Origin of the sequence: Syntrophobacter fumaroxidans MPOB, from assembly GCF_000014965.1 — a bacterium.
In the GTDB taxonomy this organism is placed as follows: Bacteria; Desulfobacterota; Syntrophobacteria; order Syntrophobacterales; family Syntrophobacteraceae; genus Syntrophobacter; species Syntrophobacter fumaroxidans.
Window position 1 is genome coordinate 756,472 of sequence record NC_008554.1, and the last position, 18,563, is coordinate 775,034.

General features: G+C 59.8%; 15 protein-coding genes. 8 read left to right on the plus strand and 7 right to left on the minus strand.

Annotated elements, in window-relative coordinates:
- Positions 1 to 67: 67 nt before the first annotated feature.
- Positions 68 to 2,695, minus strand: coding sequence for a PEP/pyruvate-binding domain-containing protein (locus SFUM_RS03235; protein WP_011697502.1), 2,628 nt, complete (start codon positions 2,693 to 2,695; stop codon positions 68 to 70).
- 288 nt (positions 2,696 to 2,983) lie between these two features.
- Here SFUM_RS03235 and SFUM_RS03240 point away from each other — a divergent pair, with 288 nt between their 5' ends.
- From SFUM_RS03240 to SFUM_RS03250, 3 genes are read left to right on the plus strand one after another with little or no spacing between them, the layout of a single operon-like run.
- Positions 2,984 to 4,750 (plus strand): sensor histidine kinase, encoded by a 1,767-nt coding sequence (locus tag SFUM_RS03240; protein WP_011697503.1) that lies wholly within the window; start codon positions 2,984 to 2,986, stop codon positions 4,748 to 4,750.
- A 9-nt stretch (positions 4,751 to 4,759) separates the two neighbouring features.
- Complete coding sequence (locus SFUM_RS03245) at positions 4,760 to 5,167, plus strand: response regulator (protein ID WP_011697504.1); 408 nt, start codon at positions 4,760 to 4,762, stop codon at positions 5,165 to 5,167.
- Between the two features lie 12 nt (positions 5,168 to 5,179).
- Positions 5,180 to 5,581: a response regulator gene (locus tag SFUM_RS03250; protein WP_011697505.1), complete on the plus strand. Its 402-nt coding sequence runs from the start codon at positions 5,180 to 5,182 to the stop codon at positions 5,579 to 5,581.
- 4 nt (positions 5,582 to 5,585) lie between these two features.
- Here SFUM_RS03250 and SFUM_RS03255 read toward each other — a convergent pair whose 3' ends face one another.
- The 6 genes from SFUM_RS03255 to SFUM_RS03285 all read right to left on the minus strand — a co-directional run bounded on the left by SFUM_RS03255 (position 5,586) and on the right by SFUM_RS03285 (position 11,829).
- Positions 5,586 to 8,282, minus strand: a complete 2,697-nt coding sequence (locus SFUM_RS03255; RefSeq protein ID WP_011697506.1) for a PEP/pyruvate-binding domain-containing protein — start codon at positions 8,280 to 8,282, stop codon at positions 5,586 to 5,588.
- Positions 8,283 to 8,757: 475 nt separating this feature from the next.
- The gene (locus SFUM_RS03260) at positions 8,758 to 9,132 is read right to left on the minus strand and encodes a response regulator (RefSeq protein WP_011697508.1); all 375 of its coding nucleotides are present in this window, start codon (positions 9,130 to 9,132) and stop codon (positions 8,758 to 8,760) included.
- Positions 9,129 to 9,779, minus strand: a complete 651-nt coding sequence (locus SFUM_RS03265; protein ID WP_011697509.1) for a hypothetical protein — start codon at positions 9,777 to 9,779, stop codon at positions 9,129 to 9,131. Before SFUM_RS03265 ends, SFUM_RS03260 begins: the two co-directional genes overlap by 4 nt.
- Positions 9,769 to 9,957, minus strand: coding sequence for a hypothetical protein (locus SFUM_RS03270; protein WP_041439734.1), 189 nt, complete (start codon positions 9,955 to 9,957; stop codon positions 9,769 to 9,771). Before SFUM_RS03270 ends, SFUM_RS03265 begins: the two co-directional genes overlap by 11 nt.
- A 224-nt stretch (positions 9,958 to 10,181) precedes the next feature.
- Positions 10,182 to 11,249 (minus strand): sulfite exporter TauE/SafE family protein, encoded by a 1,068-nt coding sequence (locus SFUM_RS03275; RefSeq protein WP_011697510.1) that lies wholly within the window; start codon positions 11,247 to 11,249, stop codon positions 10,182 to 10,184.
- A 19-nt stretch (positions 11,250 to 11,268) separates the two neighbouring features.
- A complete protein-coding gene (locus SFUM_RS03285) occupies positions 11,269 to 11,829 on the minus strand; it encodes a hypothetical protein (RefSeq protein WP_011697511.1) in 561 nt (186 codons plus the stop codon).
- A 57-nt stretch (positions 11,830 to 11,886) separates the two neighbouring features.
- Here SFUM_RS03285 and SFUM_RS22835 point away from each other — a divergent pair, with 57 nt between their 5' ends.
- The 5 genes from SFUM_RS22835 (at position 11,887) to SFUM_RS03310 (ending at position 18,111) form a co-directional block, all read left to right on the plus strand.
- Complete coding sequence (locus SFUM_RS22835) at positions 11,887 to 12,414, plus strand: hypothetical protein (RefSeq protein ID WP_150109419.1); 528 nt, start codon at positions 11,887 to 11,889, stop codon at positions 12,412 to 12,414.
- A 551-nt stretch (positions 12,415 to 12,965) separates the two neighbouring features.
- Complete coding sequence (locus SFUM_RS03295; RefSeq protein ID WP_011697512.1) at positions 12,966 to 14,201, plus strand: Nramp family divalent metal transporter; 1,236 nt, start codon at positions 12,966 to 12,968, stop codon at positions 14,199 to 14,201.
- Between the two features lie 42 nt (positions 14,202 to 14,243).
- Positions 14,244 to 15,188 (plus strand): universal stress protein, encoded by a 945-nt coding sequence (locus SFUM_RS03300; RefSeq protein ID WP_011697513.1) that lies wholly within the window; start codon positions 14,244 to 14,246, stop codon positions 15,186 to 15,188.
- Between the two features lie 23 nt (positions 15,189 to 15,211).
- Positions 15,212 to 16,690 carry a sensor histidine kinase gene (locus SFUM_RS03305; RefSeq protein WP_011697514.1) on the plus strand — a complete coding sequence of 493 codons (1,479 nt, stop codon included), beginning with the start codon at positions 15,212 to 15,214 and terminating at the stop codon, positions 16,688 to 16,690.
- Complete coding sequence (locus SFUM_RS03310; protein WP_011697515.1) at positions 16,675 to 18,111, plus strand: sigma-54-dependent transcriptional regulator; 1,437 nt, start codon at positions 16,675 to 16,677, stop codon at positions 18,109 to 18,111. Before SFUM_RS03305 ends, SFUM_RS03310 begins: the two co-directional genes overlap by 16 nt.
- The last annotated feature ends 452 nt before the right edge of the window (positions 18,112 to 18,563 follow it).

Sequence of the window (18,563 nt, forward strand, 5' to 3'; positions counted from 1 at the left end):
GCGGGGGTTCCCGCGCTCACCAATTCCCGCCCCGCGACCAGAGCGATGCCGCGCCCGGAAGGACAACCTACCGGGAGCTCTCCTTTCGCCCGCCGGCTTCGAGCTGGTAGTCGCCCTGGAGGAAGGCTTCGGCCATCAGGGCCACGCTCATGTCGCTGTCCATCAGCATGTCCATCTGCCGCGTAAACTGCAGGAGCCTGCCGATCTGGTCGAGCCGGTCTTCGATGATCTGCGCTTCATGTTTCTGGAACCTGGCGTCAACGCGGTCGGCCACGACTTCCACAACGAAGTCCAGGGCATCGAGTATCTTCGCGATGGCCCGGGCCCGCCGGGACCTGCGGATGTCGTCGGCGGCTCCGCCCTTGAAGGAAAAGGTGATGTAATTGTTTGAGATCGTCCGGCCGCAATAGGAATCGAGAACCCCGTAATGGTACCCGACCCTCGAGCTGAAGTTGAGGTACTTGTCGGATATGACGGCATAGCTTCTGTCCCCGAATCTCTCGGCGCCGGAGTAGGCCGGCGTGAGCATCTGTTCGCTCATGACCGACAGGAAGCCGCTGAGGTGAACGGGCCTCGGGCGGTGGTAGCGAAGGTCCTCGTGAAGCATGCCCTTGAGGACGGCGCAAAAAGGAATGGACGTCACCTGGTTCACCTTGATGCGATTGCGCCCTGCGGCTGATTCCTTGAGACCGCCGCCGAGATCGATGACGTAGAGATCGAGCGGGATGGGAGCTTCGAGCTTGGCCGCGCCGCCGGTGGTTTCGGAGACGTGATCGCTGATCCGGAACATCTCCGTGTATGACGATTCGTGCACGAATCTCATGATGTCGTGAATGGATTTGCAGTGTTCCGGGGTGAACTCCGGCGATTTCGGGTCGAAGAGGCGCAACGGCACGATCCATTCGCTCACCCGTTTGAGGGTTTCGTACACGGGGGTCCCTTTCATATGGGATTCCCTCGGGATTTGCAGGCTGAGCAACTCCTGCACCTTCCCCTGGTAGACTCTTCCGGAATAACCGTCCACCGTGATTTCGGTGCCGCCCGGGATGGAGCTCGTTGCGACTTTCGCGTCCAATATCGCGGGGATGCCGAATTCGCGGGCAACGGAGGCCATGTGCCCGGTCACGCTTCCGGAATCCGTGACGATAGCGGAGGCCTTGTTCATCACGACGACGTACTTGGGCGAGGAGTGTTTGGCGACGAGTACGGCGCCGTCCGGAAAATCGACGAGATCCTCTTCGGAGCGAACCAGGAACGCCTTTCCGAAACCGACTCCCGGCGACGCGACGGCGCCGTCCGGTACCAGGAGAGGGTATTGGCTCAGTTCCGGTATGGTCCTGGCTTCCTGCTCCGCACCGCGGCTTTCCAGGCGCAAAGGTCTGGTTTGAAGCACGAGAATGGTCCCGTCCCGGTCGAGCGCCCATTCCATGTCCTGTGGGCATCCGTAGTGTTTCTCAAGCCGTGCGGCATAGTCGGCGAGGAGCCGGATCTGTTCGCTCGAAAGACAGGGAGCATCCCGGAGGTCTTCAGGCACGGGGATTTCGATCAGCCCCCCGTCCGGGTCGCTCGCCAACTGAACGGGTTTGTGCGAGACTTTCGTCTCGAGGATCGCGAATGTCGAATCCTTTGCGACCGTGTAGGAGTCGGGGGTGATGACGCCGTCCACGGCGTAGGGCCCAAGACCCCACACGGCGGTGATGATGACGTTGTCCTGCAGCAGGTTGAAGGGGTGACGCGAGTACACGATGCCGCTCGCCACGGAATCCACCATGCGCAGGCACGCAACGCTCATGGCGACATCTTCGTCGCGGATTCCCATGTTCAAACGGTAGGAAATGGCCCGCGGCGTGAAAAGGCTGCCGATGATGAAGACATAAGTCTGCACGATCTTGTCGTGCGAGACGTTGAGCAGGGACAGATATTGACCGGCAAAGGAAAGGTCGCTGTCCTCCCCGATGGCGCTGCTTCGCATGGATATGCGCGGGCGCCCGCCCCGGGAGACCTCTTGCGGGACCCGGCGGATCATTTGCTCGTAGGATTCCAGTATGGCTTCCCGTAACTCCTCGGGGACCGGTGCCGTGATGATGAGCCGCTGAATGTCCTCCCCGGCCAGATTGAAACTCTCGGGGTCTTTGGGATCGAGCTCCATTTTCCTTTTCTGAATCTCGTCGACGAGCTCGTTTCTGGCGAGGAAAAGATCATAAGCGGCGGTGGTTATGGCGAATCCTTCGGGAACCGGGAGTCCCACCCGGTTGAGAACCTCGCCCAGGTTGGCGCTCTTTCCGCCCACCGTATCCACCATTTCCTTGGTGACGCTCGAATAGGGCAGGGTCAGCCGAGCCTGGGAGGTCTCCTTCCTGACCAGCACTTCTTCCTTCACTCGCGTGTTGATCCGTTCGAATGCATCGAAGAGGTGAGGGTATTTCTGCGCGGAAAGCGCGTTGAGGCTCCGGATCATGCGCAGGGTGTGAAAGGTGGCGCGCGCGACCTGTGTTCTCACATAGGACATGCCGAAAATCTGCTGGCCGCGGAGTTTCTCTTCGAGGTCAGTGATGATTTTGAGCAATTCCTTATTGGAAGCGAGCAACTCTTGAAAACTCTCGTACCTCGCCCGAAACGCCTCCGAAAAATCGCTTTTCGGGGCTTTGGCTCGGCGCGGCTTAAGCCAACTGAGAAATTTGAATCTTTCCGACATATGCGGGAGTCGCTCCGAAAATGCGGGCTTTCCGAGGAAAGGCCCCGGATTCGATACTTGTTCTCTTGGATACTAAACGTTGGGCATGCATAGTTCAACAGCTAATCCGCCTCCGGGTCTCCGCCGGCAAAGCTTTCAACGCGAACGGCCCACTTCTGCGACGCCCGGTTCCCGGGCGTTCGGGCGGTGGCCGCGAGCCGCCCGGGACGTCCGAATTCGATTGCCAGCCGGCGCCTTTCGCATATATTATTCATTTCATCAACCTCTATTGGAACAAGGTGTCACTCCATGAGCGGACTGGACGACGCAGGCGGGAATCTCCACCCTGATGGGCAGGCAGTCCATAGGAAGAGCTATTCCGAGCTGTACGTCAAATTCATAACACTCACGCTGATCTGCTCGGTGGTCCCCATTCTCCTGGTGGGATACGGCATCTACAGGTATTACTCGGAGTTCTCCACAGCCCGGATGGAGGAATACTTTCAGAGGAAAGTTGAATACAATCAGAATGTTATCGAACTGTTTTTGAAGGAGCGGACGGCGGACCTGACGCTGGTCGCGCTGAGCCACCCTCTGGAGTATCTGAAGGAACCCGCCAATCTAAAAAGGCTCTTCGGGATTCTCAACCACAAGGACCCGTATTTCGACGACCTGGGGGTCATTGGGGAGAACGGGAAACACCTCGCCTACCACGGTCCTTTCGACCTGATGGACAAGGACTATTCGCAGACTTTCTGGTTCAAGGGACTCCTGGAGAAGGGGGTCTATATCAGCGACATGTTCATGGGATATCGTAAAATCCCTCACTTCATCATTGCCATTCTTCGTTCCGAAGGGGGAGCGAAGTGGATACTGAGAGCTACCATATACACGGAGTCTTTGAGCTCCCTGCTGCAAAACGTCAAGATCGGCAGGAGCGGCGAGGTGTTCCTGCTCAACGAGCAAGGCATTTATCAGACCAGTCCCCGACTCGGCGGCAAGATCATGATGCAGTCCCCGTTCGACATGGATATGTTCAGCGGCGAGAGCGGGGTGAGGATGCTGGAATACGACTCCGAGGAGATGGGGTTGCGCAGGTCCCGGCAGGTGGTGGCTTACTCCTGGCTCAAGGAACCACGCTGGCTCCTGGTGGTGAAACAGGACCAGGCCGAGGTGGTCGAGGAGGTGAGCCGCGCCAACCGGGCGATTATGATCTTTCTTTCCATAAGCATCATCGCCATCCTGATCGTATCGGTGATCACGACGCGTCACATGATCAAGACCATCGAGAAACGCGATGAAGGGGAGGAACGACTCAACAGGCAGTTGCTGCAGGCGAGCAAGCTGGCTTCCATCGGGGAGTTGGCCGCGGGCGTGGCGCACGAGATCAACAACCCGCTGGCCGTCATTCTGACCGAAAACCAACTGGTCAGGGATATGGCCGACGAGGCGGCGAGCTTCGACGGAGAATTCAAGCAGCAGCTCTATGAGTCGATGGACCAGATCGATGCCCAGATCCATCGCTGCAGCCGCATCACGCAAAACCTGCTCAGGTTTTCACGACGCATCAAATCCAAAGCGGAGATGGTGGACATCAATGCGTGTTTTGCGGAGGTGATCGAGCTTATCCAGAAGAGGGCGCAGACGAGCGGGGTGCAGATCGTCGCGGAATTCGAGCCGGGGCTTCCCTCCTTGCTGGCCGATGCCTTCCAGCTCGAACAGGTGCTTCTGAACTGCGTGACCAACGGCATCGACGCTCATGAAGGGAAACCGTACGGAACCATTCGCGTCAAGACACGCCATGACGAGAAGCGAAACGGGATCGAGATCCGCATATCCGACACCGGGTCCGGAATTCCACCGGAGCACCTCGACAGGATCTTCGATCCCTTTTATACGACCAAGCCGGTCGGGAAAGGAACCGGCCTGGGATTGTCGATCTCATACAGTATCATCAAATCCCTGGGAGGAGAGATTTCCGTCAACAGCGAGGTGGGCAAGGGAACGGATTTCATTATTTTCCTTCCGCTCGGATCTCAGGGCGCCGGCCGGGAAGAGGCGGCTCCGCCTTCATAGGACCAGACGATGCAGAAAGCCAGGATCCTGTTGGTCGATGACGAAGAAGCTTTCGCGAACAACCTGTCCAAACTGCTCTCGAGGAGAGGATACGCGGTGGCGGTGGTCCATGACGGGCAGAGCGCCGTCCGCGCCGTGGACGAAGAGGAATTCGACGTGGTGATTCTCGATCTCAGGATGCCCGGAATGGATGGCATCGAGACACTCAAAATCCTCAAAAGAAGAAAGCCTCTTGTGGAGGTCATCATTCTGACGGGGGAAGGCTCCATAGAAACCGGCCTCGACGGGATGCAATACGGGGCGTTCGACTACACGTTGAAGCCGATCCAACTCGACGAGCTGCAGGAAAAAATCGGGCAGGCCCACCAGCGCAAGCTGATTCACGAGGCGGCCCTGGACACCGGAAAGGATGCGTGAGGGCAAATCGAAATGGCAGAGTCGATACGAGTGTTGCTGATCGATGACGAAGTGCTTTTCACCGAATCGCTGTTGAAGGTTCTTCGAAGGCGGGGGATGGCCGTGCGGACAGCCCCGGACGGGCCGACGGGTCTGGAGCTGCTGTCAAAGGAAGAGAGCGACGTCATCGTCCTGGATGTGCGGATGCCCGGCATGGACGGCCTGGCGACTTTCAAGGCCATACGGGAGCTCGATCCCGTCACGCCGGTGATCATCCTGTCGGGGAACATCGATATGAAAGAGGTGTCGGAGGCACTCCGAATGGGATGCGACGAGATTCTTCTCAAGCCGTGCCCTTTGGACACCCTGGTTACGAGCATCGAAAACGCCTACGAACGCAAGTGTTTCTCCATGGACGTTGCGCAAAAGGAATGATGCCTTAGGAGCGTGAAATCTCCTCCAGCGCGTAGTCGCCTTTCAAGAACGCATCCTTGAAGATATCGACGGCGTCGTCGCTTGTCATCGCCGCATCCATCTGGCGAAAGAACTGCAAAAGAGAGCCGAGCATTTCGAGGTGCTGGACCGTCTCCTCGCGGGTCGTCTTGCTCAAACGGCCGCTGACCAGGTCGTGTTCGAGCTTCACGGTGAATCCGTGTTCCTTCAGGATGCCCGCGATGGCTTTCGCTCGTCGCGCTCTTCGTACGATGTCCGCCGCACCTCCATGAAACACCATGCTGATGTAATTCTTGTTCTGCGTGAGGCCGCAGTAAGTGTCGACCACACTGAAATGGTAGCCGACCCTGGCGGTATAGTTGAGATAGTTGTCGGAGATGATGGCGTAGCATGGATCCCGAAAGGAGGATTCTTCCTCCGGACTGGTGATGGCGTGCCGCATCACGATGGAAGCAAAACCCCGAAGATCGATCGGTCTCGCCCCGAAACGCGGGATCTTTTCGTGGAGCATGCCCTTGAGCAACGCGGAGAGCGGCGCCGACGCGATGTCGGCACGCTTGATCTTGCGTTTCTTGGGCGTTCCGGAAAGACCGCCCCCGAGGTCCAGAACATACAGGTCGATGGGCAGGAAAATGTCGAGGTAGTAGCTGGATGCCCTCAGATCGCCGACGTTGTCGCCCAGCATGAACATTTCCCGATAGGATTTCTCGTGGATGTACCGGGCCATGTCGTGGAGCGTCCGGCATCCGTCGGCCGTGAAGGACGCCGAACCGGGGTCCGTGAGGTTCAGAGGGGATATCAGGTCCCAAAGGCTTTTGAGAAAACGGAATCCGGGGGTGTTTCGCCTCCATGCGGCGGAATCCGCTTCCTGTCGTTTTTCGAGCTCCCTGTCGATCAGGTCGGGCGCTTCGCCCTCGTAGACAAAACCGTTTCCCGCATCGACGGTGACGATTGCGCCGTTGGGGATCACCCGGGTTGCGTTCCCGGTGTTCAGCAGGGTCGGGATTCTGAATTCCCTGGCCAGCGAAGCCATGTGCCCCGTGGTGCTGCCTGCATCCGTGACAATCGCTCGCGCCTTGGACATCAGCCGGATGAACCGGGGCGAAGAGCGCCTGGCGACGAGGACCCCTCCTTCAGGAAAAGATTCCGTGTCGTCATCGTCCGACATGTGAACGGCCGGTCCGGCACCGACTCCCGGACAACCCGTTTCGCCGCAGTCCAGCAACAGCGGCAAATCGAGTGGCCGGCGCGTGGCGGAAGCCTCCCGGGCCGCCAGGCGCAGGGGCCGTGACTGGAGGAGAATCAGGCGCCGGTTCGAGTCCATGGCCCATTCGATGTCCTGCGTGACGCCGAAATGAGTTTCCAGTTGAACCGCCCAGCGCGCAAGCTGCAAAGCTTCATCATCCGTCAGGCTGGACTTCGCCGCATCGACGTCGCTCATCTCCACTTCCTGCACGCCGAGGCCGGGAGCAAAGACGACATGACTCTTCTGGGCGGAAGCAACCCGGAGGATTTCAGGCGCCTCCGTGTTCCTGGAAACGTGAATCACTTCGGGAGAGGTTTTGCCGTCCACCAGGAGGACGCCAAGACCTTTGACCGCCTGGATCAGCACCCTGCCGGAATCCGGTCGGGTGGGATCGCGTGAAAAGACGACGCCGCTGGCCGCCGCGTCCACCATTGCGATGAAACCCACGGCCATCTGCGCCGATTCGCCCGGGATGCCGTGAAGAAGACGATATTGCACCGCCTCGTTGGAATAGAGGCTTGCAACGACCCGGCGGTAGGCATCGCACAGATGCTCCCGTGGAACGTTGAGCAGGGAGAGAAACTGGCCCGCAAACGAAAAGTCGCTGTCCTCGCCGACGGCGCTGGACCGGGCGGCAAGGGTGGGTTCGGCGCCGAGCCTGCGGGCAAGGCGGTCGTAGGCCTCTTCGATCTTTTGCGCGAGCGCGGGTGGAACGGGGAGCGACAATATGCGGTCCTGCAGGGTGCGGCTCAGCCGATCGGCGTCGTGCGGGGTCAGCGGATCGAGGTGCGTTTCCTGTATCCACGAACGGATGCCGCCGTCTTCAAGAAAATGACGGTACCCCTCGGTGGTGACCACGAAACCGTCCGGAGTGGGCAGACCCAGGGTATTGGCCAGCTCGCACAGGTGGGCCATTTTGCCTCCGGCCAGTTCGGCATGCGCCGCCGAAACCTCCGACATGTCCAGGAGCAGTTCCCTGGACGGTGATTCCGTCGCCTCTTCGATGATCTTCGACAAGGAAGCCGTGATCCGCTCGAATGCGCTCCTGAGCCCGGCATAGCGGTCGGAGGAAATCGCGTTGATGCTTTCGACCATCGCATGAATGTCCGAAATGAGGCGGATCACCTTCCGCTTCACCTGCGGGCGGTCGGTGAGCTCGCCCCCCTGGAGCTTCGCATCCAGTTCGCCGAGGTTTTCCAGGAAACTGTGGTTTGCCGAGATGAGCTTGCGAAACTCGGTGTGATAGAGCCGCAGCCTCGCTACCTGCAGAGCGTGGTCCACGGTGTCTTCCCGGCGCAGCCCGATGATCTCCAGGAATTGCAGCAAGGCGCGCCACGCCCGGCGAGCAATCGTCTCCCCACCCGACTCGGGAGGAGTCGCCGCATCGGTTTGCGGCGGGAGGCCGGGATCGATGCCCGTCTGTTGTGGTGAGTTCACGGGTTCTCCTGCTGTAGAGCCATACGAGATGGTACGACACCCTGATCGCGACTTGACGGTCAAGTGTAACCGAACGCCGAGCCGGTGCAAAGCGGGATGGGTTGTGTTATCGGGGATAATCCCGAGCGCCTGTAAGAAACATCGGGTTTTCGTATGCCATGAACACGCGCAACCGGCGGCGAAGCGAAGTCCGGCGGCGAAAAATCCTTGCCCGCCGGATTTTTTCCCGGCCGGCGGAAAATCGGGCAGGCCCTCCTGTCCGGGTCGGGCAAGCCCCGCGCTTGCGCCCGCCCGGAACGATCCCGGGCCGCAAGCCGCGATGCCCCCGGTTTGCCCTGAATTCGCGCCCGGAACCGGATATTGTTCCAGGGTGCATTCAAGACGGCGGCATCGGGTGGAAGGGCGGAAAGCCCTTCCCGTGTGGGATTGCGTGTACGGGAGAGGGTTTTGTCTTTTCCCGCCTCGTCCAAACCCGTCAGGCGGGAGGATGCCCGGCGGCGGAAGTGATGAGGTCCACCAGCTTCAGAATCGGAAATGGCTTGAGAAGGTATGCGTATGCACCGCCGGCCGACAACTCTTCCTCTTCACCAATGGAAAAATGGCCCGTCAGCACGAGCACGCGGGTTTCGGGCGACAGTCTTTTGATCTCCTGCAGGGCCTGGATTCCGTCCATTCCGGGCATCTTCACGTCGAGGACAACCACGTCGAAGGCTTTCCCGGCAACAAGCGGCAGGGCCGCGAGACCGTTGTCGGCCACCTCGACGTCAAAGCCCCGGCGACGCAGCACTCGGCTCATGCTGGCGGTGAATTCGACTTCATCGTCAACGAGGAGCACCCTGATCCCGCTCATGAACGACTCAATTTCTCCCGAAGGCAGCGCACGAGATTCTTCGCGTCTTTCTTGCGAATCCCGTAAATCACGATGGGGTCCGTATCCGGAACGGCGTCCACGGTCTTCACTTCGATCCACCGGGTGGGGAGGAGCAGAGCGTGAAGCACGCCCAAGGCGCCGAGTCCGAGGAGGAAAGGGCCCGTAATGGAGAGCCAGCTGTGAAAAGCCAGTGCAATCCCGCAGAACATGACCCCCAGAATGATCTCTCCGGACCGGACCTGGAAGCGTTTCTTCAAGGCGAGGATCCGGTCCAGGGGAACAACGTCGATGGATGTCTCGTCCCGAGTGTCCGCCGTGGGCGGCTGGGTTGGCATGATGGTGGATCGCAGGCGAAACAGCCTCCTGTTTGTGAGGAAAAGGCTGGTCGCCTGCTGCGCGGGTTCGCGCAGGATAGACTGCATGAGCCGAAAGTGAGTCCACACGAAGTGGTGCTCGCATTCAATGGACTCACCTTCGGCCATTCTTCCCGTGATGAGCGCGCGATAGAGGGCGACGGTCCGTTCGGCGAGTTTCGCCTGGAAAACCCTTTCCGTCAGATCCCCTCTGTCGCGCTTCGGGTAGAGCTGCGCGATCTCCCTGCGCAGGTCCGCGGGATCAGTCTTCATACGGGTATGCACCGGGCGAAACCTTCGATGCGTGATATCCCGGCAGCAGTGAGACGACAACGGCTACGACGACGACAAAGGTGACCACGAAAGCATACCAGTAGTCTTTTGCCGCGATGGATTCATACAGCCAATAGGCAAGAAACCCGTACAACAGTATGTTGAGAAAGATCTGCATTGTGCCGTCTCCTTTAGATGAGAGCATCCTTCAACCAGAATATATAGATCAAGCCCGCCGCTCCCAGGGAAAAGAGCAAGAGAATACACCAGTACACCGCCATGGAATCCAAGAGCGATTTCATCTTCCAGCACTCCTTCCTGCAATCCGAAAGTCACGATTTCGGCAATTCCGAGTCCCCTCTCCCGTCATGGATTCGGGAACCCTGCCGGAAGCTCATCCCGCTACGGCACAACGACAAGCGAGGGTATCCACGCGGGGACCCACTTGCCGTGGCGGTGCCTCACCGCGAAGTAGACGAGAGACAAAATGAAGAGGCATAGGAAAATCATCTCGCCCAGGGTGAAGACGACCGCAAAAAAGTTGAGGAACTCGTACTTCTGCGCGGAGAGCATATAAACGAGCCTGAGGAAAGCCCCCACCGTCGCCAGGATCAGCGAGTAGCTCAGGATGTACCGGATGGCGGGCCCACGAACGTAGGACGTGGCAATGCTGCCGAACTGCGCGCCGAACATGGCGCCGATGATCATGAAGAAGACCGCCATGATGTCGACGTTGCCGCTTGCGAAATGCCTCAACGCTCCGTACCCGCCGGATACCACGATTTCCAGGAGGTCGGTGCCCACGGCGATGTGCGTGGTGGCGCCAACCACGTAGACGAGGGCCGGAACCCGAATGAAGCCGCCGCCCACGCCGAAGAACCCTGCCAACACGCCCGTGGCGATGCCGACCAGGACGACCACCCACATGGAGATGACGATCCGGGCCACGTGGCAGCGAATGATGGGAAAAAGCGAGATGCTCTGGAAGAACTTCGGGATGTTGCTGGTGCTCAACTCGCGTCCCACCGTCTTTCCTTCCTTGGCAAGCTCCTGGATCTTTTTCTGCGCCCGGTGGGTTTCAATCTGCGTGTAGAGAAAAAGACCGACCATGATTCCGACAGAGCCGGTGAGCAAGGCGATTCCCGAGAGGCCGATGGACTTCGTGTAGTTGAGGAGCCTGACCCCCATCTCCACGCCCATCATGGTGCCGCCCACCATGGCGAGCCCCAGGACCCAGTCGATGTTTCCCAATTGGCGGTGCCTGATGGTCGCAACGACCGACTTGCCGGCGATGTGGGTGACGTCGATTCCGGAGGCCATGTACCCGGGAAAACCGAATACGATCAGAGCGGGCGTGACCATGTAACCGCCGCCCACCCCGATGAAACCTCCAACCATGCCGACCGTCATGCCGGTCAGGACGAGAAGGAATATTGGCGCTTGAACTCCTGCAATGATGAAGTCAAACATGAATCCGTCTCCTTTCAGGTCAGTGAACACCCTCGTAGTGCTTGATCTTGGTGAGCTTAAGCCCGCACATGTCCGTGAACCCCTCGGCCATCATGCCCAGGGCAAACCCCAGGACCAGGATGAACGCTACGCACCAGGCACCGCCCCATTCGCTCGTTTGGATGCCTTTGTGCTTGAAGGTGTCCTTGAACTTGAACCCCTTGGCTTCTTTGACCTGCATCGGCACCGTCACCTTCAAGGTATTTCCGTCGAGAGTGACCCGTTTGCCCTCCTCGACCGTTTTCTTGTCGATGATGCCGTTGGTGTTGGCCGGAAGACGGTCTCCCTTCTTCACCGGGACGGCCTGCAACCCTTCGATTGTCTCGAAGGAACCGATCTGCAGAACGGCCGGTTTGTCCTTGCCGGCATCTTTGAAAGCATTCGCATTGACGGCCCAGCCGTCGGATTTCGCCTTGTAGTAATACCACGATACCAGAGTTCCGTTGTAGTACTCGATCCATAGATAACTAATGAGTGCTGCGGCTATCGCAGTCCAGACGACGAACTTGATCGTACCTTTTGTCTTTGATGGTTCAGCCATGCCGGTAACTCCTCTATCCAGTGTGCAATTCCACTTCCAAAAGGTCGTCAGCGTCCCATGATCTTTCCGTGGATAGTCACCTCCTTATCGTTATCTGTTGTCGATTATGAAAAACCCACCACAGTCCCTCTACCGGCAACAAGGGGGGAGCCGGTCGAAACAGGAAAGAACACCACCGGCCGCTCGGCCGACGCTTGTCTGAAGCTGCGCGGGGACCGCGCCGCCAAAAACTCACCTCGTGAAGTATTGCACAATTTGCCGCGCAATTCCCGCCCGCTAAACCCCGCCAGCGCGGACGGACCGTCGTCGGACATACCGTTCTCGGGTACGTCCGCATTTTTCATTTTCAAGGAATCTGCGAAGGGAAACACCGGGATGCGCCGACGCAGGGAGGCCGAGCTTACCCCGGAAAACCCCTCTCGTTCGAACGACCTTCATAACCCGGGACCCCTTGCCCGGGGCAGTACCGTTCCTTTCAAGACCGGGAGAAGCACCATCGCAGATGCTCAGCCGCCTGCCTGGGCAGGCTGGTTAGTTCAGGATGCCACATTCAACCAACTCGACCATTTGCGCGACCCATTGTAAATAGACGAAACCTGCTTGTCAACAATCATGTGACACGATTAAGTGACATAATCACCTGATATCACTAAAGTGAAACTATCAGGTGACACAGCAAAATCATCGGGGAGCCTGCTTTTTCAGTCGCGGAGCGTCCGGAACATCTTATGCGCATCCGATACGGGACCTTACTCTCTTATGTCGTTCGCGAGCCGCCGTCCTGTCGAAATGCCCGCGACGCCGCACCGGCTGTTCGCAAGCCCTCCGCATCGATTCCGGAGTGCGCGAAGGCAGGGACATTCTATATGAATTTCACGGATTATGAAGAAAAACATGGTGGTTAAGCTCAAAAGTCTTATATTTCAGTTCAAGTCGTTCGACCTTTCCCGACCCGTCGTTTCGGACCTCCTGGGCGCCCGTTCCGGGCAGATGGAAGGCCTGGACTGCGGGCCTCTCCATCGGCCGCGGGACCGCAAACGTTTAGGAATACAAATGAGAGCCGTGCGATCGTGAACGATTCGGACTCAACAAGGAGCGTCGGGGAATTCGGGACCGTAACCGCAGCGCAGGCCATTTTGGGCGAATCCGCCCGGCTGCCCTGGCACAGACGGCTCCTGCCTTTCCTGGGACCGGCCTTCGTGGCGGCGGTCGCCTATATCGATCCGGGGAATTTCGCAACGAACATCCAGAGCGGCGCCAGGTTCGGTTATGCCTTGTTGTGGGTCGTGATCGCCAGCAATGCAATGGCGATCCTGATCCAGGTCCTGTCGGCCAAGCTCGGTATCGCATCGGGGTTCAATCTTGCCGAAGTCAGTCGTGAGAGGCTGCCGGTCCCGCTGGTGTGGGTCATGTGGGTGGTGATGGAGGCCGTGGCCATGGCGACGGATCTGGCCGAATTCATCGGCGCGGCGGTGGGTTTCTTTCTTCTTTTCCACATTCCGCTGTTTTGGGCCGGGTTGCTCACGGCTTTGATCACCTTCCTGATCCTGGGTCTGCAGCGATACGGGTTCCGTCCCTTCGAGGCGGTGATCAGCGTGCTGATCGGCATCGTGGCGCTCTCGTATCTCATCGAGCTCGTGCTGGTGCGTCCGGATTGGGGGCAGATCGTGCAGGCCGCCGTGGCGCCGGGGTTCAAGGGGGATGAAAGCGTTTTGCTGGCGGCGGGAATTCTCGGGGCGACGGTCATGCCCCACGTGATCTATCTGCACTCGGCCCTGACGCAGGGGCGTATCGTGGTGAGGGATCCCGCAAAGCTCAAGCGACTGTTCCGCTTCGAATTGATGGACGTGGTGATCGCCATGAGCATCGCCGGGGCGGTCAATTGCGCCATGCTCATCATGGCGGCCGGGACGTTCCACGCGAAGGGGATGGTCGAGGTCGGGACGATCGAGGAGGCGTACCGAACGCTGAGCCCGCTGCTGGGGAACGCCGCGAGCACGATTTTCGCCATATCGCTCCTGGCCTCCGGGCTTTCCTCGTCTGCCGTGGGCACCATGTCCGGGCAGGTGGTGATGCAGGGGTTCATGCGGTTTCATATCCCGTTGTGGATTCGAAGACTGGTGACCATCCTGCCTTCCCTGATCGTCATCGGGCTCGGCCTGGACCCGACCCATACGCTCGTGGTGAGCCAGGTGGTGCTCAGTTTCGGACTGCCGTTTGCGGTGATTCCCCTGGTTATTTTCACGAGCGATGCAAAGCTCATGGGCGTCCTGGCGAACCGGCCGACGACGACGGTAATCGCTTATGCCGTGGCCGCATTGATTCTTTCTTTGAACGTTTACCTGCTGTACACTCTTGCTTTCGGCGGATGATTTACGGGTGGGGAGCGCCTCGCCGTGCCGGAGGGTTATTCGATGTTTTCACGCATGCTGGTGCCGCTGGATGGCTCGCGCCTGGCCGAATCGGTGCTGGGAATCGTCGAGCGGCTGGGAAGACTTACGGGGTGTGCCGTCACGCTCCTGCACGTGATCGAGAAGGCTCCTCCCTTCAACATCCATGGCGATACGCACCTGCGTGAAGCGCGGGAAGCGGAAACGTACCTCCGGACGATCGCTGAACGGCTGCGAGCTTGCGGGCTGTCGGTGGACATGCACGTCCATACCGTGCCTCTGGGGGACATTCCGCGGAGCATTGCGGAGCACGCGGCGGAGCTCGATCAGGACTTGGTCGTGCTCTGCACACACGGCAGGGGAGGGGTGAAGCGGTTTGTGTTCGGCAGCAACGCCGAACAGGTGGTAACGCACGGCCTGACGCCGGTGCTGCTCGTGAGGGCCGATGAGGAGGGTGCGGCACGGGTTTTCGGACCCGATCGGATTCTGATCCCGGTCGAGCCGGGGGCACCCGGGGAGGCCGCCGTCCGGGCGGGGGCGGAGATGGCCGGGTTGACCGGGGGCGAGCTTCACCTTCTGAGCATCGTTCCAACGCCGGGAAGCGTGAGTGCGGAAGAGGCCGCGACCGGCCGGTTCATTCCACGCGCCGCCCGGCATGTGTTGGAGATGGCCGCGGAGGAGGCCGCCGTTGCGCTCACGGGCGAAGTCGAGAGGCTTGCGGCGGCTGGGATCAAGGTTAGAGGAAGGGTCGAGCGCGGAGAGGCGGCGGCCGTGCTGGTCGAGTGTGCGCGCAAAGTCGATGCCGACCTGATCGTCATGCCCACGAAAGGTCCTGCCGGGCTGGGCGGCTTTTGGGCGAACGCGCCGGCACGAAAGGTGGCGGCGCAATTCGACGGTCCGCTGCTGTTGATACGGGCTCCGGAAGAGCCTGGACGGCAAGGCCGCGTCTGCACTGGGACAACGTCATGAAGTGAACAGGGGTGCCGAGGGGTATGATCAATCGTGTCGGTTTGCGGGGCGGAATCCTGACGGTGATCGTTTTGCTCGTGTCGGTGACCATTGCCTCGAGCCTGTTGGGCATCTGGTGGATACGGCGCGCCACCTCGCTTTTCGTCAATTCCATTGACACGAGCGTGGCGGCCGTGAACGTCACCCAGGAGCTCGAAACGGCTCTGGCCATGCAGAGGGGGTTGTTGAGCTACTATTTCCTGGACGGGAACGCCGAGTGGCTGACCCAGCTGGATCATCACCGTTTGGGATTCGAGGAATGGCTGAAGAAGGCGAGGGAGCTGTCCCGTTCGGACAGGCACCATGAGCTGCTCAACGAAATCGAGTCCAAGTACGTTCGTCATAACGGCGCAAGGGACCAGGCGATAAGCCTCTATGATTCCGGGAACAGGGATGGCGGCCTGAAGCTCGTCCGGGAAACCCGCAATCCCTTCTATTCCGTAAGGGAGCTTTGCGAGCAGTACAAACAGATGCAGTACCGCGAAATATCCCTGGTGAGGACAAACATCCTGGAACGGATGAGCCTCCTGCGTTCCATTTCCTTCGCGGTCATGGGTTTGGGGATCGCGCTCGGCCTTGGGCTTGTGATCCTGATTCACAGGCGGATCCTCGAGCCCATCGGCCGGCTGGCCGTCGAGACCGGACGAACGGGTTCCCGCCCCGCCGATGAGGTGAAAGCTCTGGCGGAGAATGTGCACGGGCTGCTCAAGGACGTGGACCGGACCCAGACCCAGTTGCAACAGAGCAGGGAGCATCTGCTCCAGTCCGAGAAGCTGGCCCTCGTGGGGAAACTGGCGGCAGGGGTGGCGCACAGTATCCGCAACCCGTTGACATCGGTGAAGATGCGCCTTTTCACGATGGAAAGGACCCTCGACCTGTCCTCCAACCAGAAGGAGGACTTCGACGTGATCTCCGATGAGATTCGTCACATCGACAACATCCTGCAAAACTTCCTTGAGTTCTCACGGCCTCCGAAGCTTAAGATGCAGCGGATCAGCCCGTCCGATGTCGTGGACATGGCGATCCAGTTGCTGCGGCACCGGATCGAATCTTACGGGGTCACGCTCGAGCTTTACCGGCAGCGCCGGCTGCCGGAGATCGAGGGGGATCCCGAGCAACTCAAGGAAGTCCTGGTGAACCTCATCGTCAACGCCTGCGAGGCGATGGGGGATGGAGGGAAGATCCTGATCCGCGAGGAGGAGGGGGTCACCGAACCGCAGGGGCGCGTGGCTGTGGTGCGCGTGAGCGACAATGGGCCCGGGATCCCGGAGGCTATCCGGGAGAAGGTGTTCCAGCCCTTTTTCAGCACCAAGGAGGAGGGCACCGGGCTGGGGTTGAGTATTGCCGCGAGGATCATCGAGGAACACAAAGGCTGTCTCAATCTGCGGGCCCGGCAGAGCAAGGGGGCCACGTTCATCATTACGCTTCCGTGTAAGGAGGACGGCGCTTGGCTGCGATCCTGATTGTGGATGACGATCCTCAACTGCGGCAGAGCTTCGAGAAGCTGCTCAGCCAGGAAGGGCATTCCGTCAAGACGGCGCCTTCGGGGGAGGCCGGGCTGGCCGTCGCGCGCTCGGCCGAGCTGGACCTGCTCATCATGGATGTGTGCCTGCCCGGCATGAGCGGTCTCGAAACGTTCCAGGCGATACGCCGGTTCGAACCGCGGCTGCCGGTCATCATCATGACGGCGTTCGGGACCACCGAGACGGCCATCGAGGCGACGAAAATGGGGGCCTTCGACTACGTGCTCAAGCCCTTCAACATCCCCGAAATCCTGGTGCTGATCGATCAGGCCATCGAGGCGGGGCGGTTCATGAGATCGCGCGTCGAGCTGGACGTCATCCCCGAGGCGGCCTCCAAGGAAGCCATCGTCGGACGGAGCAAGGCCATGCAGGAGGTTTACAAGGCCATCGGCAGGGTCGCATCCACCGACGCCACGGTGCTGATCAGAGGGGAATCGGGAACGGGCAAGGAACTGGTTGCGAGGGCCATCTACCAGCACAGCCAAAGGGCCGACAAGCCGTTTCTGGTGATCAACTGTGTGGCCATACCGGAAACCCTGCTCGAAAGCGAGCTGTTCGGCTATGAAAAGGGCGCGTTTACGGGCGCGGTCAATCGCCGGGTCGGGAGAATCGAGCAAGCCAACGGGGGCACGGTTCTGCTCGATGAAATCGGGGACATGCCGTTCTCGATCCAGGCGAAGATTCTGAGGCTGCTGCAGGAGAAGAGCATCGAGCGTCTCGGGGGGCGCGAACCGATTCCCGTGGACGTTCGAATCATTGCCGCGACCAATCGCGATCTCGAAGCCTCGCTTGCCGAGGGGAAATTCCGGGAAGACCTTTATTATCGGCTGAAAGTGGTGACCTTGTGGCTGCCGCCTCTGCGGGAGCGGCCCGAGGACCTGGCGCTCCTCGCCGAATATTTCCTCATGCGGTATGCCCGGGAAATGGAGATCGACAACCCGGGGATGGCGGACACGGCGAGGGGAGTGCTCCAGGGGTATTCCTGGCCCGGGAACGTCAGGGAGTTGGCCAATGCGGTCCAGAAGTCCCTGATCTTCAGCCGCGGGTGTCCGATCGCGGCCGAGGACTTCAGCAAGGCGATCGGCAGTGGAGCCTCGCTCAGAGGGACTGAAGATGAATTCAGCGACGAAACCATCCGGCAGTGGTTGCTGAGAGTATTGCTCTCCGAGGGCGAGGGAAACGCTTTCGATTCGATCATGGATCGCCTGGCCGGGCTTCTGATCGGCGAGGCCCTGAATCTGACGGGCGGCAACCGGACTCGAGCCGCCAGGCTGCTCGGGCTGTCGCGCCCCACACTGCTGTCCAAGATCGAAAAATACCGTTTGAAGGCCGGGGCTCCATTGAGCGGCGAGACGCCCTGATCGCTTGCGCACGCTTGCCTGCCGGAGCCGGTCCGGCGCGCCGTTCCCTCTGTCGGCTCTCCATGAATTTCCGGCTGATGCCGCCCCGGCAACCGCTCGGTGCGAATCGCGGGCGGTGGACGATGCCCGGCCCGGCTCCCTTTCCCCTTGTTTTTCCATGAAATTGCCCCCGCCACGCCTGCCCGTGGGGAAGGGGGTCCCCGGCCCCGTCTTTTCGCGTTTCGACCATTCCTTTACGGACTGTAAAAAAACCTGACACCCCGTGGCGCGCCTCAACGCACTTCAATTTCTCAGTCCGTCGCTTTTCCCCTTTGAAATCGTTCGGTTGAAAAATCTCGCCGGTCATGCGGCATTTGGCACGGGCATTGCCAAGGATCACTTGCGTGTCCCGCAAGCAATCCCGGCGGGTTCCCCGCCGGAATAAGCCAACATAACGGGATGATTGGATAAAG

Excerpts from the sequence above, each read along its gene's own strand:
- SFUM_RS03240 (WP_011697503.1), top strand. The coding sequence starts at position 2,984 with ATGAGCGGACTGGACGACGCAGGCGGGAATCTCCACCCTGATGGGCAG.
- SFUM_RS03275 (WP_011697510.1), bottom strand. The coding sequence starts at position 11,249 with ATGTTTGACTTCATCATTGCAGGAGTTCAAGCGCCAATATTCCTTCTC.
- SFUM_RS03305 (WP_011697514.1), top strand. The coding sequence starts at position 15,212 with ATGATCAATCGTGTCGGTTTGCGGGGCGGAATCCTGACGGTGATCGTT.
- SFUM_RS03250 (WP_011697505.1), top strand. The coding sequence starts at position 5,180 with ATGGCAGAGTCGATACGAGTGTTGCTGATCGATGACGAAGTGCTTTTC.
- SFUM_RS03300 (WP_011697513.1), top strand. The coding sequence starts at position 14,244 with ATGTTTTCACGCATGCTGGTGCCGCTGGATGGCTCGCGCCTGGCCGAA.
- SFUM_RS03260 (WP_011697508.1), bottom strand. The coding sequence starts at position 9,132 with ATGAGCGGGATCAGGGTGCTCCTCGTTGACGATGAAGTCGAATTCACC.
- SFUM_RS03270 (WP_041439734.1), bottom strand. The coding sequence starts at position 9,957 with ATGCAGATCTTTCTCAACATACTGTTGTACGGGTTTCTTGCCTATTGG.
- SFUM_RS03285 (WP_011697511.1), bottom strand. The coding sequence starts at position 11,829 with ATGGCTGAACCATCAAAGACAAAAGGTACGATCAAGTTCGTCGTCTGG.
- SFUM_RS03235 (WP_011697502.1), bottom strand. The coding sequence starts at position 2,695 with ATGTCGGAAAGATTCAAATTTCTCAGTTGGCTTAAGCCGCGCCGAGCC.
- SFUM_RS03245 (WP_011697504.1), top strand. The coding sequence starts at position 4,760 with ATGCAGAAAGCCAGGATCCTGTTGGTCGATGACGAAGAAGCTTTCGCG.
- SFUM_RS03265 (WP_011697509.1), bottom strand. The coding sequence starts at position 9,779 with ATGAAGACTGATCCCGCGGACCTGCGCAGGGAGATCGCGCAGCTCTAC.
- SFUM_RS22835 (WP_150109419.1), top strand. The coding sequence starts at position 11,887 with ATGATCTTTCCGTGGATAGTCACCTCCTTATCGTTATCTGTTGTCGAT.